This window comes from Pseudolabrys sp. FHR47, assembly GCF_005153485.1.
Classification (GTDB): Bacteria; Pseudomonadota; Alphaproteobacteria; order Rhizobiales; family Xanthobacteraceae; genus Pseudolabrys.
The window spans coordinates 1955657-1970654 of record NZ_CP039740.1; the positions used below are offsets into that span (position 1 = coordinate 1955657).

Consider the following 14998-nt stretch of genomic DNA (forward strand, 5'->3'; position numbering starts at 1 on the left):
GGGCTGGACGTCCCGGAAAACCCGCCTGGGGGGCCATTTCGCCCGGATTCTGCCTGGATCGGGGTGCCTCTTAAGCTCTTGCAAAGCCGCGCACTATCATGCATGAAGTCGCGGCGGCGGACCCTTCTATGGTCCGCCGCTTCCGCTTCCGGAGGGGTGTAGCTCAGCTGGTAGAGCACCGGTCTCCAAAACCGGGGGTCGCGGGTTCGATCCCTGCCGCCCCTGCCAAGGCGGTTCGGCTTGTCGTTCTGGCTTTCCGGCCAGAAATGAGCCGGACGCTTGCAGGTCCGGACGGAAACGGTCTTCGAATGACGGAATTTCGAGCGTCGGAATAGAGCGGCAATTTCGCTCCCGCGTAACTAGATACTCGGCACCCTGACGAGAGCAGGGCGCCGCGACTTGATGTTAGGATCGGATTGAATGGCAACGTCTCCGTTCAAGTTTCTTCAGGAAGTGCGTGAGGAAACGCGCAAGGTCACCTGGCCTTCGCGCAAGGAAACCATGATCACGACGGCGATGGTTTTCGTCATGGTCATGATCGCCTCGATCTTCTTTCTGGTCGCCGATCAGGTGATCCGGCTTGCCGTGAGCTTCGTGCTCGGGCTCGGCGGCTGATCCGGCACCGACAGCTGAAAGCCATTGAAGCGATGAACGATACCGCTACCACCACGACCACCCGGCCGAAGCGCTGGTACATCGTGCATGCCTATTCGAACTTCGAGAAGAAGGTCGCCGAGTCGATCCGCGAGCAGGCCAAGCAGCGCGGCCTCGAGGAGTTCGTCGACGAGGTCTTGGTGCCGACCGAGACAGTCACCGAGGTCCGCCGCGGCCGCAAGGTCAATTCGGAGCGCAAGTTCTATCCCGGCTATGTGCTGGTGAAGATGGCGCTGACCGACGAGATATTCCATCTCATCAAGAACACGCCGAAGGTCACCGGCTTCCTCGGCGCCACCGACAAGCCGCAGCCTATCTCGGACGCGGAAGCTTCGCGCCTGCTACAGCAGGTGCAGGAAGGCATCGAGCGGCCCAAGCCCTCGGTATCGTTCGAGGTCGGCGAGCAGGTTCGCGTCTCTGACGGCCCGTTCGCCTCGTTCAACGGCACCGTCGAGGAAGTCGACGAAGCGCGTTCGCGCGTCAAGGTCGCAGTGTCGATCTTCGGCCGCGCGACGCCGGTCGAACTGGAATTCGGTCAGGTCGAGAAGGTCTGATCGTCTAGCGCATGATCCCGAAAAGTGGGTACCGGTTTTCGGATCAGATCATGCGCAATTAGAAGGCTTCAGACCGCGAAGCGGTCTGAAGAATGAAGCGTGGGAGGTGAGGCGGCCTGGCCGGCTGTCAAAATCCGCACCACTTATGGAGAGAGTACATGGCCAAGAAAGTAACTGGATTCCTCAAACTGCAGGTGCCTGCCGGCGCTGCCAACCCGTCGCCGCCGATCGGTCCGGCGCTGGGCCAGCGCGGCCTCAACATCATGGAGTTCTGCAAGGCGTTCAACGCGCAGACCCAGAAGATGGAAAAGAACATGCCGATCCCGGTCGTGATCACGACCTACCAGGATCGCTCGTTCACCTTCGAACTGAAGACCCCGCCGGTGTCCTACTTCCTCAAGAAGGCCGCCAAGCTTGAATCGGCGTCGAAGACGCCGGGCCGCGAATTCGTCGGTTCGGTGACCAAGGCGCAGGTCAAGGAAATCGCCGAGCAGAAGATGAAGGACCTCAACGCCAACGACATCGAAGCGGCGATGAAGATGATCGAAGGTTCGGCCCGGTCTATGGGCCTCAAGGTCGAGGGGTAATGACGATGTCAGGCAAGCGTACTGAAGCTATCAAGAAGGGCATCGATCCGTCGAAAGCCTATCCGATCGCCGAGGCCATCAAGCTCGTGAAGGAGCGCGCCAAGGCGAAGTTCGACGAGACCATCGAGATCGCGATGAATCTCGGCGTCGATCCCAAGCATGCCGACCAGATGGTACGCGGCGTGTGCAACCTGCCGAACGGCTCGGGCCGCACCGTGCGCGTCGGCGTGTTCGCGCGTGGCGCCAAGGCGGAAGAGGCCAAGGCCGCGGGCGCCGATGTCGTCGGCGCGGAAGACCTGTTCGAGATCGTCAACGGCGGCAAGATCGACTTCGATCGCTGCATCGCCACCCCGGACATGATGCCGCTGGTCGGCCGTCTCGGTAAGGTGCTCGGCCCGCGCGGCATGATGCCGAACCCGAAGGTCGGCACCGTGACCATGGACGTCGCCAATGCGGTGAAGGCGTCGAAGGGCGGCTCGGTCGAGTTCCGCGTCGAGAAGGCTGGCATCGTGCAGGCCGGCGTCGGCAAGGCCTCGTTCGGCGAGGAACAGCTCGTCCAGAACATCATCGCCTTCGTCGATGCGGTGAACAAGGCCAAGCCAGCGGGCGCCAAGGGCACCTATATCAACCGCGTCTCGGTGTCTTCGACCATGGGCCCGGGCGTCAAGGTCGACACCTCGACGCTGGCCGCGCCGAAGTAACGCAACACGGACGTTGAAACATGACAAAGGCCGGGCTCAAACCCGGCCTTTGTTTATTTGCCGTTCGCTGGCATTTCTGAAAATTTCTTAAATTACTGAAATTCGCCGATAAAACACTGTTTCCGCGGGCACAAGCCACTTGGCCGCGTTCCCATTTCCGCAACGCTATGCCACATAGTACCGCAACAAACGCGCCCAAACGGCGCGGGGGCGATCACGTTTGGGACGCGTGCGGGTGGGCCATTTTCTGGAGCGATGCAGAGGCATGCGCGGCGGCGCGGAGCGTCGGCTGCGCGCGGTATTTTTGACCGCGACGACCCTCTCCATCGCCGCGCTGCCGGCCGCGGCGCAGACGGCGCAAACCTGGAACGGCAATACAAGCACCGACTGGTTCGTCGGTACAAACTGGGACAGCGCTACCGCACCCGTTGCCGGCGACAGTGCGACACTGGACACGGTAACCCCGAATCCGACGGTCATTGATGGCGCCAGTGGCGGATACTCCGCGGTCGATCTCAACGGTCTGAATGTCGGCTTCAACGCGACCGGCCGTCTTACGATCAACAATGGTGCCGACGTTGCCATCACCAATAATCTTGCCGTCATCGGCGGCGACATGTCCGGTGTTGCCACGAGTGCGAATGGCACGATCATCCTCGATGGTGCCGGCACCACCTTCACGGTGACTGGCACGCCGGCTTCGGGCGGCATGATTGTTGTCGGTGCCAGCGGCACCGGCGCCTTTACCGTGCAGAATGGCGCGCAAGCCACCACCGTCGACAGTTATATCGGCCATCTGCAGGGCGCGAGCGGCACCGTCACCGTCAATAACGGCGCCTGGACCAACAGCGGCGACATCTTCATCGGCAATTTCGGCACGGGTATCTTCAACCTGTCGAATGGCGGCACCGTGAATGTCGGCGGTGATACCGTTATCGGCGCCAACACCGGGAGCAACGGCACCGTCAACATCTCGGGTGCAACTTCGGTTTGGACCACGACGGGTTCCACGATCCTCAGCGGCAATGTGACGACGCCCGGCGTCGGCGGCACGGCGGCGCTCAACGTATCAAGCGGCGGCACCTATACGGCCAATGGCGAGATGTATGTCGGACTTGTCGGCTCCGGCACGGTCAACATCACCAGCGGCGGTCAGGTCAACACCACGAGCGGCATTACCTATTTCGGCTACAGCGCCGGTTCGACAGCAACGGTTATCATTGATGGTGCAGGCTCGGCCTGGAATGAAACCGGCTCCGGCTTGATTGTCGGCGGCAATGACGGCTCGACGGCGGGCGGCAATGCCACGGTGACGGTCCGTAACGGCGGCGCGCTGAATACAGGCGACGTCATCATCGGCAACGACAGCACGAATACGAGCCGGGGCACGGTGACCGTCACAGGCGTCGGCTCGACGTGGACCGCCAATAATGTCTTCGTCGGCTGGAACAGCATCGGCACGATCAATATCCTCGATCGCGCCACGTTCGCCGTTAACACGGATCTTTCGATCGGCACCTGCAACTGCTCGTCCGGCACGGTAACGGTCGGCGGCGGCTCGACCGTGACGATCGGCAATAACTGGACCATCGCCGAAGGCGCGGGCGGCACCGGCGCTATGACGATCAGCGGCAGCGGCACGTCCGTGACGGCGACGGGCGATCTGCAGGTCGCGAGCCTCGGCATCGGTACGTTGACCATCGAGAGCGGCGCGGCTGCCACGGCAGCCAATATTTATGTCGGTTTTGGCGCCGGCTCGAACGGCACCGCCACGGTCTCGGGCACCGGCTCGACGCTGACGGCGACTGGCGATCTGACGGTCGGCGACAGCGGCACCGGCATCCTGACCGTGCGCAGTGGCGCTGCCGTAACGGCGGTCAACGGCATCGTCGGCAACAACGCCGGCTCGAACGGCACCGTCAGTGTCACCGGGACGGGATCGACCATGACGTTCGGCGGCGTTCTTTTCGTCGGCTTGGGCGGCATCGGCACCGGCGCACTGACGATCTCGGACGGCGCCGTCGTCAATGTCACCGGTAATACTTTCAACGGCGACAGCATCACCGTCGGCGCCGGCAGCGTGCTCAACGTTGGCAATTATTCCGCGACGGCCGGCGTGACGACCAGTTTTGGCCTGCGCGGCGCGTCCGCCGGCCAGATCAATGCCGGCGCTGGCACCGCGACGCTGAACGGCACGCTCGTCGTCACCGGCCACAACATCGCGCGCACGACCTATACGCTGGTGAGCAGCAGCAGTCTCGGCGGCTCGACCTTCAGTACCGTCACTTACGATCCGTTGCTGCGCAATCCGGTGCTGACCTACACGGCCGGCGATGTCCTTTTGACGGTAGACCAATTCCTGCTCACGTCGCAGGTGCCGTCGGGGGCGAATTCAAATCAGCGCAATGTCGCCCGGGCACTGGATGACGGCGTTGCTGCCGGTTCAACGCTGCCGACAGCGCTGGAGAGCCTCTTCTATCTGTCAGGCGACACGCTGCTGACCGCGTTGAGTCAGCTCTCGGGCGAGCCGGGTGCCGGCGCGCAGCAATCGCTGCTGACCGGCGCCAACCTGTTCATGACCAGCGTTTTCGACAATGCGTTTGGCAATCCGTTCGGCGCGAGCGGGCAAGGGGGCGTGTCTGGCGGCGCGCTCGGCTATGTCTCGCAACCGCGTGTGTCTCCGGCAGCGCAGGAGGCTTACGCCGCGATGACGCTGCGCGATCGCTTGCCGTCGTTCGAACAGCGTTGGTCGGTATGGGCCTCCGGCTACGGCGGCAGCGCGCGCGTGTCCGGCTACGGCGGCGTGGGATCGCATGACACCACCAGCCGTGTTTACGGCGCCGCCGCCGGCGCGACATGGCGCGCGTCGGCAGACATGCTGCTCGGCTTCGCGCTCGGCGGCGCGGGCTCGAGCTTCAGTGTCGCCGGCGGTTTCGGCTCGGGCAAGGCGGACGCCTTCAACGCGGCGCTCTACGGCCGCCGCGCCATCGGCGCCGGCTACATCGCCACCGCGCTCGGCTATTCCTGGCAGGACGCGACCACCGACCGCACTGTGACGGCCGGCGGCACCACCGAGCAGCTCCACGCTGCGTTCCGGCCGCAGACCTTGACCGCGCGCCTCGAAGGCGGCCGCCGGTTCGTCACCACCGCATTCGGGGTGACGCCTTACGCCGCCGTACAGACGACGTCGGTGTTCATGCCGTCCTATGGCGAAACCGCGACGTCGGGCACCGGCGCTTTCGCATTGTCCTACGCGTCGCGCACCGTCACTGTGACGCGCGGCGAACTCGGCGCACGTTTCGACAAGGCAATCCTGCTCGGCGGCACGCCGCTGATGCTGAAGGCCAAGGCGGCCTGGGCACATGACTGGAACAACGATCCCGTCGCCACCGCGACCTTCCAGCAATTGCCGGGAGCGACCTTCACCATGAACGGCGCGGCGCCGGCTGCGGACTCGGCGCTGTTGTCGTTCGGCGCCGATGCCGCCCTCGGGGGCGGCTGGCGTGCCGGCGCATCGTTCGACGGCGAGTTCTCGCGCACCACCGCGAGCTATTCCGGCAAGGGCAGCTTGCGTTACGCGTGGTAAGAGACCTGTTGCAACGCAACATCCGCTGCATTTGACCGAATCAAGCGCCGATGCATTCTGCGCGCATGGGCGTGCGGGATTTCTTCAGCCAGTACTTCAAGGACAAATACCTGAAGGACCTGGAATTGGTGCGTATGTCGAACGGGGACTATTGCCTCGTTCGGCCGTTGGGTTTGGTCCCCGGCGGCAAGGGCATGCGCTATCAGGAGAACCTGCTGCGCCTGACGCCCTCCGGCATCGCCTCGAAAATGTGGCTGATGTCAAAGCAGGGCCTTCAGGCTCTGAAAGCAGCACAGGCAAGATCGCAGGTCGGAACGCAGGAGCCTTCGGCCGTGCAGGTCAGGATTTCGCAGCCGCCATCTCGCGCATCGGCGCGCGACTGAGTTCGTTGCCGGCGTCGATCGCCTTGCCAAGCAGGCGCATCAGCTCTTTCGATTCAGACGCGGTGAGGCCGCGCAGCATGCTCTTCTGAGCGGCTTCCACTGCGGGCTCGATGCCACGCAGCGTCTTCTTTCCGGCTGCGGTGATCTGCAATTCGTGGGCGCGTCGGTCGCGCTCACTCGGCAGCCGCGCGACGAGACCTTTTTGCACGAGCCGATCGATGACGCCGGTGATGGTGGTGCGGTCATAGGCGATGAGGCCGGCGAGCGTCGCCTGATCGAGACCGGCGCGCGTCGAGATCGCCGCCAGCGCCGCATATTGCACCGGCGTCAGGTCGTAGCCGGCGGCTTCCACTTCGGCATGAAACACCGCGACGGCGATCTGCTGGAAGCGGCGCACCAGATGGCCGGGCTTTTCATAGAGTTCGCTCAATGTGGATCTCCTTTGGCGGATCTCCTTCGCCGATTTGACAAGTATACTGATAATCAGCATACTGATCAATATCCAAGACGGCCCTCGCGCCAGAATGAGGGCTCAAGCAGTTCGCGGTCCAGGTCCGGGGAGGCGTCATGCAGTTTCATCTCAATGGTTTTGAGCCGGGCGATCCCGCTATTGCCGATGCGCAACACCGCCTGCCGCCGGCCGGCTCGTTCGGCCCGGTGCCGAAGGAAGTCGATGTGCTCATCGTCGGCTGCGGTCCGGCCGGGCTGACGCTGGCGGCACAACTATCCGCCTTTCCGGACATCAAGACTTGTATCGTCGAACAGAAGTCCGGCCCGCTGCTGCGTGGCCAGGCCGATGGCATTGCCTGTCGCACCGTGGAGATGTTCGAGGCGTTCGGTTTCAGTGAGCGCGTGCTGAAAGAGGCGTGCTGGATCAACGAGACCACGTTCTGGAAGCCGGACGACAAGCAGCCGGCGAACATCGTGCGCTCGGGCCGCATTCAGGATGTCGAGGACGGCCTGTCCGAATTTCCGCATGTCGTGCTCAATCAGGCGCGCGTTCACGATTTTTATCTCGACGTCATGCGCCGCTCGGCGGCGGCGATCGAGCCGTACTACTCGCGCCGCCTCGTCGATCTGGAGGTTCGTAACAGCAACGACCCAAACGAGCATCGCGTCACCGCGCGTCTCGAGCATCTCAAAGAAGGGCAGTATCCCGAGATCGAAACCGTCAAGGCGCGGTTTGTCGTCGGTTGCGACGGCGCACGCAGCGCGGTGCGCCGTTCCATTGGCCGCAACCTGCATGGCGATTCCGCCAATCACGCCTGGGGCGTGATGGATGTGCTTGCAGTCACCGACTTTCCCGACATCCGCATGAAGTGCCTGATCCAGTCGGCGAAGGACGGATCGGTTATCATCATTCCACGAGAGGGCGGCTACCTGTTTCGCATTTATGTGGAGATGGACAAGCTTGCCGAGCACGAGCGCGTATCGGATCGCAAGATCACATCCGATGACGTGGTCGCCGCCGCGCAGCGCGTTTTCCATCCCTATACACTCGACGTCAAGGAAGTGGCTTGGTGGTCGGTCTACGAAATCGGACAGCGCCTCTGTGACAAGTTCGATGACGTCGACGACGGCGATCACAAGCTGCCGAGCGTGTTCATCGCCGGCGATGCCTGCCACACGCATTCGCCGAAAGCCGGGCAGGGCATGAACGTGTCGATGCAGGACGGCTTCAATCTCGGCTGGAAGCTGGCCGCCGTGCTGCGCAAGCGCGCCGCGCCGCATCTTCTGAAGACCTATTCCGCCGAGCGGCAAGCTGTCGCCAAGGAGCTGATCGACTTTGACCGCGAATGGGCGCAGGTAATCTCGTCGTCGAAGGGCGCCGATCCTGCCGAGACACAGCGCTACTTCGTTCAGCACGGCCGTTACACCGCCGGCACCGCGACGCGTTATCAGCCGGCGCTGCTCACCGGTGAGCCGGCGCATCAAGATCTCGCCAAGGGCTTCGCCATCGGCATGCGGTTCCATTCGGCGCCGGTGATCCGCGTTGCCGACGCCATGGCGGTGGAGCTCGGGCATATGGTGAAGGCCGATGGCCGCTGGCGGCTGTTCGCCTTCGCTCCAAAGGGCGATGCGGGGCAGGCGGGCGGCCCCATTCGCTCGCTGTGTGACTTTCTGACCGGAGCGCCGGACTCGCCGGTGCGCAAATACACGCCGAAAGGCGCCGATATCGATGCGGTCATCGATCTGCGCGCCGTGTTCCAGCAGGGACACCGCGATCTTGACGTCGGCGGATTGCCGGCATTGCTCAAGCCAGCGAAGGGCAAATTTGGCCTGACCGACTACGAGAAGGCTTTCGCGCCTGACCTGAAGAGCGGTCGGGACATCTTTTCCATGCGGGGGATCGACCGGGAGCAGGGCTGTCTGGTCGTTGTCCGGCCGGACCAATATGTGGCCCAGGTCCTGCCGCTGGACGGTTTCCGGGAGCTTTCGGCCTATTTCGATGGCTTCCTGACGTCTCAGGCCTGATCCGACTGGGGAATTTCCGAAAATTCCCCCTTGGCAAGAGTGATGGAAGGCACTAAACCGTCTCCCGAGGGCGTGCCGGCCCACTTGTCGGCGCGCCTTTGCGCGTCTCTCAAACTCAGTGGTGAACGGACAGCATTCCTTTTAGAGAGCCATTTGGTCATCTGGAAGGGGCGAACCGGCATCATTTGATCTTGCGAAGCGCGGACCTGTCCAAGACTGCCGGCGCCGATGGCTTTCGAGCCTGACGCTTAAACTCTCGGATGAGAGACCAGCATAGACGGGGATGAGATACCGAATTTGCACGGTCGCAAGACCGCGCCAAGACGGTTCGAACCTCGGATACCGAGACGGCCAAGGCCGGATCGGGGGCAGGCTTCATGGTTGTCCTGCCCACCTGCGTCCACTTGCGGCGCCGATGGCGGGACGGCTGGTGCAACCGGCGGCCCGAGCATCGTGCGAACGGCCGCCAAACCGGAAAGAGCTTGCAGTGGATCGAGCGGCAAAACAGGAGTCCATCGCCGAGCTGACCGAGGTCTTCAAGACCTCGTCGGTCGTCGTCGTGGCTCACTATGCCGGCCTCACCGTCGCCCAGATGCAGCAGCTGCGCAAGCAGATGCGGCAGGCTGGCGGCCAGGTGAAGGTCGCGAAAAACCGTCTCGCCCAAATCGCTCTCAAGGACACCGACGTCGCTTCGATCGCGTCCCTTCTCAAGGGGCCGACGGTTCTTGCTTATTCCAAGGATCCGATCGCGGCGCCGAAGGTTGCAACCGATTTCGCCAAGGCGAACGAACAGTTCGTCATTCTCGGCGGATCGATGGGCAAGACTGCCCTGGACCAGAACGGCGTGAAGGCGCTCGCCTCGCTGCCGTCGCTGGACGAATTGCGTGCCAAGATCCTCGGCCTCCTCGTGGCGCCGGCGACCAAGATCGCGCAGCTCACCAACGCTCCCGCGGCCAAGGTCGCGCGCGTGGTCCAGGCTTATGCCTCCAAGGGCGAAGCGGCCTGACGGCCTACTGAAACAACCCAACTGGTTCGAAACCGATAGGAACTTAAAATGGCTGACCTGCAGAAGATCGTCGACGAATTGTCGAGCCTGACCGTCCTCGAAGCGGCGGATCTGGCGAAGATGCTTGAAGAGAAGTGGGGCGTCTCGGCTGCCGCCGCTGTTGCCGTGGCCGCTGGCCCGGCCGGTGCTGCCGGCGGTGGCGCTGCCGCCGAAGAGAAGACCGAGTTCACCGTCGTTCTCGCCAACTCCGGCGACAAGAAGATCGAGGTGATCAAGGAAGTGCGTGCGCTCACCGGCCTCGGCCTCAAGGAAGCCAAGGACCTGGTCGAAGGCGCGCCGAAGACCGTCAAGGAAGGCGTTGCCAAGGACGAGGCCGAGAAGATCAAGGCCACGCTCGAGAAGGCCGGCGCCAAGGTTGAGCTCAAGTAACCGAAGGTTACTCGAGCGAAATCCCCGGGGCGAGCACTTCGCGAGACCCGAGGATCGCCAAAGACTGCAGAGTGCCGGACCGGTGCAAACCGGTCCGGGGCTCGCAAAAGCTGGAAGTCTGACTATCTACGGAACGTGCCGGGTTACCAAGGACCCGCCATTTCCGACAAAACGATCGATATTTCCGGTGCTTAAGTGCCGGGGTGTCTGACTTTAGAGAGCTGGGCCAGCCTCGACTACAAGGTCGATCCGGGCTCCGCCGCCGTGAAATCGCCCCAAAGAGCGGTCCCGGCTCCTGACTTTGTGACTGAGTGCGGTTCGGACGCTGGTTCCGAATCAAATAAGAGAACCGGGTAGCCCCCGACGCCTGTCCTGATTGCCGCGATGGAATGCGGCTTTTCGGAGAGGCGCCCGCGCTTACCCCGAAAACAATTGAGAGAAAGAAACGATGGCGCAGACGTTCACCGGTCGCAAGCGCGTACGCAAGTTTTTCGGGTCTATCAAAGAAGTCGCGGAGATGCCGAACCTCATCGAGGTTCAAAAGGCATCCTATGACCAGTTCCTGATGGTCAATGAGCCGGAAGGCGGACGCCTCGACGAAGGCCTGCAGGCCGTATTCCGCTCGGTGTTCCCGATCTCGGACTTCTCCGGCTCCTCGATGCTGGAATTCGTCAAGTACGAGTTCGAACAGCCGAAATACGACGTCGACGAGTGCCGCCAGCGCGGCATGACCTTCGCTGCGCCGCTCAAGGTGACCCTGCGCCTGATCGTGTTCGATATCGACGAAGAGACCGGCGCCAAGTCGGTCAAGGACATCAAGGAGCAGGACGTCTACATGGGCGACATCCCGCTCATGACGTCGAACGGCACCTTCATCGTCAACGGCACCGAGCGCGTCATCGTCTCGCAGATGCACCGTTCGCCGGGCGTGTTCTTCGACCACGACAAGGGCAAGACCCACTCGTCGGGCAAGCTGCTGTTCGCCGCCCGCATCATCCCGTATCGCGGCTCCTGGCTCGACATCGAGTTCGACGCCAAGGATATCGTCTATGCGCGTATCGACCGCCGCCGCAAGATTCCGGTGACGTCGCTGCTCTATGCGCTGGGCCTCGACGGCGAGGAAATCCTCCGCACGTTCTACAAGCACGTCACTTACAAGCGCACCAAGGACGGTTGGCGCGTGCCCTTCGATGCCAACCGCATGAAGGGCTACAAGGCGGTCAACGACCTGGTCGACGCCGATACCGGCAAGGTCGTCGTCGAAGCCGGCAAGAAGCTGTCGGTGCGTCAGGCCCGCCAGCTTGCCGAAAAGGGCCTCAAGGCCCTGCGCATGGCGGATGAGGAGCTGATCGGCAACTACGTCGCCGAAGACCTCGTCAACGTGAAGACCGGCGAAATCTATCTCGAAGCCGGTTCCGAACTCGACGAGAAGAACCTCAAGGTCCTGACCGAAGCCGGCTACAAGGAACTGCCGCTGCTCGACATCGACCACGTCAATGTCGGCGCCTACATCCGCAACACGCTGGCGGTCGACAAGAACATGACGCGCGAGGACGCGCTGTTCGACATCTATCGCGTCATGCGTCCGGGCGAGCCGCCGACCGTGGACACCGCCGAGGCGATGTTCCGCTCGCTGTTCTTCGATTCGGAGCGCTACGACCTCTCGGCCGTCGGCCGCGTGAAGATGAACATGCGCCTCGAACTCGATGCGCCGGACACCATGCGCGTGCTGCGCAAGGAAGACATTCTGTCCGTCATCAAGACGCTGGTCGACCTGCGCGACGGTCGCGGCGAGATCGACGACATCGACAATCTCGGCAATCGCCGCGTGCGTTCGGTCGGCGAGCTCATGGAGAACCAGTACCGCATCGGTCTCCTGCGCATGGAGCGCGCGATCAAGGAGCGCATGTCGTCGGTCGATATCGACACCGTCATGCCGCAGGACCTGATCAACGCCAAGCCGGCCGCCGCCGCGGTGCGCGAGTTCTTCGGCTCCTCGCAGCTCTCGCAGTTCATGGACCAGACCAACCCGCTGTCGGAGATCACCCACAAGCGTCGTCTCTCGGCGCTTGGCCCGGGCGGTCTGACCCGCGAGCGCGCCGGCTTCGAAGTCCGCGACGTGCATCCGACGCATTACGGCCGCATCTGCCCGATCGAAACGCCGGAAGGCCCGAACATCGGTCTGATCAACTCGCTGGCGACCTTCGCGCGCGTCAACAAGTACGGCTTCGTCGAGACGCCGTACCGCAAGGTCAAGGACGGCCGCGTCACCGACGAAGTCGTCTATCTCTCGGCGGTGGAAGAGGGCCGTTACTCGGTCGCTCAGGCCAATGCTTCGGTCGACGCCAAGGGCAAGTTCACCGACGAGATGATCATCTGCCGCGACGGCTCGAACCGCGACGTTCACCCCATCCCGCGGGAGAAGGTGGACTTCATGGACGTGTCGCCGAAGCAGCTCGTCTCGGTCGCCGCGGCGCTCATCCCGTTCCTCGAGAACGACGACGCCAACCGCGCGCTGATGGGGTCGAACATGCAGCGCCAGGCGGTGCCGCTGGTTCGTGCCGAAGCGCCGTTCGTCGGCACCGGCATGGAGAGCGTCGTCGCCCGTGACTCGGGCGCGGCCATTGCCGCGCGTCGCGCCGGCATCATCGACCAGGTGGACGCCACCCGTATCGTCGTGCGCGCCACCGGCGAAATGGACCCGACCAAGCCGGGCGTCGATATCTACCGGCTCATGAAGTATCAGCGCTCGAACCAGTCGACCTGCATCAACCAGCGTCCGCTGGTGAAGGTGGGCGACCGCGTCGAGAAGGGCGATATCATCGCGGACGGTCCGTCGACCGACCTCGGCGAACTCGCGCTCGGCCGCAACGTGCTCGTCGCGTTCATGCCGTGGAATGGTTACAACTTCGAAGACTCGATCCTGCTCTCCGAGCGGATCGTGAAGGAAGACGTGTTCACCTCCATCCACATCGAAGAGTTCGAGGTGATGGCGCGTGACACCAAGCTCGGCCCCGAGGAAATCACCCGCGACATTCCGAATGTGTCGGAAGAAGCGCTGAAGAACCTCGACGAAGCCGGCATCGTCTACATCGGCGCTGAAGTTCACGCCGGCGACATCCTTTGTGGCAAGATCACGCCGAAGGGCGAAAGCCCGATGACGCCGGAAGAAAAGCTTCTGCGCGCCATCTTCGGCGAGAAGGCCTCCGACGTCCGCGACACCTCGCTCCGCGTGCCTCCGGGCGTGCAGGGCACCGTCGTCGAAGTCCGCGTCTTCAACCGCCACGGCGTCGAGAAGGACGAGCGCGCACTCGCCATCGAGCGCGAGGAGATCGAGCGTCTCGCCAAGGACCGCGACGACGAGCAGGCGATCCTCGACCGTAACGTTTACGGCCGTCTCGCCGAACTGCTCGAAGGCCGCCAGGGCGTCGCCGGTCCGAAGGGCTTCAAGAAGGACTCCAAGATCACCCGCGCGGTGCTCGACGAGTATCCGCGTTCGCAGTGGTGGCTGTTCGCTTCGCCCAACGACAAGCTGATGGCCGAGATCGAGGCGATCCGGAAGCAGTACGACGAGTCCAAGAAGTTGCTCGAGCAGCGCTTCCTCGACAAGGTCGAGAAGCTGCAGCGTGGCGACGAACTGCCGCCCGGCGTGATGAAGATGGTCAAGGTCTTCGTCGCGGTGAAGCGCAAGATCCAGCCCGGCGACAAGATGGCCGGCCGCCACGGCAACAAGGGCGTGGTGTCGCGCATCGTGCCGATCGAGGACATGCCGTTCCTCGCCGACGGTACGCATGCCGATATCGTGCTCAATCCGCTGGGCGTGCCCTCGCGCATGAACGTCGGTCAGATCCTCGAAACGCACCTTGGCTGGGCTTGCGCCGGCCTCGGTCTCAAGATCGGTCAGGCGGTCGATGCTTACAACCAGAAGCACGACGCCAAGCCGCTCAAGGAGATGCTCAAGAAGGTCTATGGCGACGACGAGACCATCAAGTCGCTCGACGAAGCCGGCCTGATCGAACTCGGCAACAACCTGCGTCACGGCGTTCCGATCGCGACGCCGGTGTTCGACGGCGCCAAGGAGACCGACATCGAGAGCATGCTCGATCTCGCGGGCCAGAACCCGTCGGGTCAGTCGACCGTCTATGACGGCCGCACCGGCGAGCCGTTCGATCGTAACGTCACGGTCGGCTACATCTACATGCTGAAGCTGCACCATCTCGTGGACGACAAGATCCACGCCCGTTCGATCGGTCCGTACTCGCTGGTCACCCAGCAGCCGCTCGGTGGCAAGGCGCAGTTCGGCGGCCAGCGTTTCGGCGAAATGGAGGTCTGGGCGCTCGAGGCTTACGGCGCCGCCTACACGCTGCAGGAAATGCTGACGGTGAAGTCGGACGACGTCGCCGGCCGCACCAAGGTGTACGAGGCGATCGTGCGCGGCGACGACACGTTCGAAGCGGGTATCCCCGAGTCGTTCAACGTGCTCGTCAAGGAAATGCGCTCGCTCGGCCTCAACGTCGACCTGCACAACTCCAAGGCGCCTGGCGCGGGCCAGGGACCGACGGCGGAAGCCGCCGAATAACAGAAGCGATTGCCGGGCCCGTCACGGACGTGGCCCGGCGTTCA

Annotated in this window: 11 protein-coding genes and 1 tRNA gene; 11 read left to right on the plus strand and 1 reads right to left on the minus strand. The window is 63.2% G+C overall.

The features are described from left to right. Nucleotides 1-152: 152 nt before the first annotated feature. The 7 genes from E8Q40_RS09575 (at nucleotide 153) to E8Q40_RS09605 (ending at nucleotide 6465) form a co-directional block, all read left to right on the plus strand. Nucleotides 153-228 (plus strand) — tRNA-Trp (locus E8Q40_RS09575). A gap of 192 nt (nucleotides 229-420) precedes the next feature. Then, nucleotides 421-615, plus strand: a complete 195-nt coding sequence (secE, locus tag E8Q40_RS09580) for a preprotein translocase subunit SecE (protein ID WP_115517418.1) — start codon at nucleotides 421-423, stop codon at nucleotides 613-615. A 32-nt stretch (nucleotides 616-647) separates the two neighbouring features. Further along, complete coding sequence (gene nusG, locus E8Q40_RS09585) at nucleotides 648-1208, plus strand: transcription termination/antitermination protein NusG (protein ID WP_137044161.1); 561 nt, start codon at nucleotides 648-650, stop codon at nucleotides 1206-1208. Nucleotides 1209-1366: 158 nt separating this feature from the next. Further along, complete coding sequence (gene rplK, locus E8Q40_RS09590; protein WP_137044162.1) at nucleotides 1367-1795, plus strand: 50S ribosomal protein L11; 429 nt, start codon at nucleotides 1367-1369, stop codon at nucleotides 1793-1795. A gap of 5 nt (nucleotides 1796-1800) precedes the next feature. Beyond that, on the plus strand, nucleotides 1801-2496 hold the full coding sequence (rplA, locus tag E8Q40_RS09595; RefSeq protein ID WP_137044163.1) for a 50S ribosomal protein L1: 696 nt from the start codon (nucleotides 1801-1803) through the stop codon (nucleotides 2494-2496). A 265-nt stretch (nucleotides 2497-2761) separates the two neighbouring features. Continuing rightward, nucleotides 2762-6082, plus strand: a complete 3321-nt coding sequence (locus tag E8Q40_RS09600) for an autotransporter outer membrane beta-barrel domain-containing protein (protein WP_137044164.1) — start codon at nucleotides 2762-2764, stop codon at nucleotides 6080-6082. Nucleotides 6083-6132: 50 nt separating this feature from the next. Then, entirely contained in the window at nucleotides 6133-6465 is a 333-nt protein-coding gene (locus E8Q40_RS09605) for a hypothetical protein (RefSeq protein ID WP_246663058.1), read from the plus strand. Here the strand turns inward: E8Q40_RS09605 and E8Q40_RS09610 are convergent. Next, nucleotides 6422-6895, minus strand: a complete 474-nt coding sequence (locus E8Q40_RS09610) for a MarR family winged helix-turn-helix transcriptional regulator (protein WP_137044165.1) — start codon at nucleotides 6893-6895, stop codon at nucleotides 6422-6424. The two genes, E8Q40_RS09605 and E8Q40_RS09610, sit on opposite strands and share 44 nt — an antisense overlap. A gap of 137 nt (nucleotides 6896-7032) precedes the next feature. On the opposite strand from E8Q40_RS09610, the gene E8Q40_RS09615 reads away from it, so the two are divergent. The 4 genes from E8Q40_RS09615 (at nucleotide 7033) to rpoB (ending at nucleotide 14954) form a co-directional block, all read left to right on the plus strand. Continuing rightward, nucleotides 7033-8940 (plus strand): FAD-binding monooxygenase, encoded by a 1908-nt coding sequence (locus E8Q40_RS09615; RefSeq protein WP_137044166.1) that lies wholly within the window; start codon nucleotides 7033-7035, stop codon nucleotides 8938-8940. Nucleotides 8941-9427: 487 nt separating this feature from the next. Beyond that, nucleotides 9428-9946 (plus strand): 50S ribosomal protein L10, encoded by a 519-nt coding sequence (gene rplJ, locus E8Q40_RS09620; protein ID WP_137044167.1) that lies wholly within the window; start codon nucleotides 9428-9430, stop codon nucleotides 9944-9946. 48 nt (nucleotides 9947-9994) lie between these two features. After that, a complete protein-coding gene (rplL, locus tag E8Q40_RS09625; RefSeq protein WP_137044168.1) occupies nucleotides 9995-10375 on the plus strand; it encodes a 50S ribosomal protein L7/L12 in 381 nt (126 codons plus the stop codon). A gap of 448 nt (nucleotides 10376-10823) precedes the next feature. Further along, complete coding sequence (gene rpoB / locus E8Q40_RS09630) at nucleotides 10824-14954, plus strand: DNA-directed RNA polymerase subunit beta (protein WP_137044169.1); 4131 nt, start codon at nucleotides 10824-10826, stop codon at nucleotides 14952-14954. The last annotated feature ends 44 nt before the right edge of the window (nucleotides 14955-14998 follow it).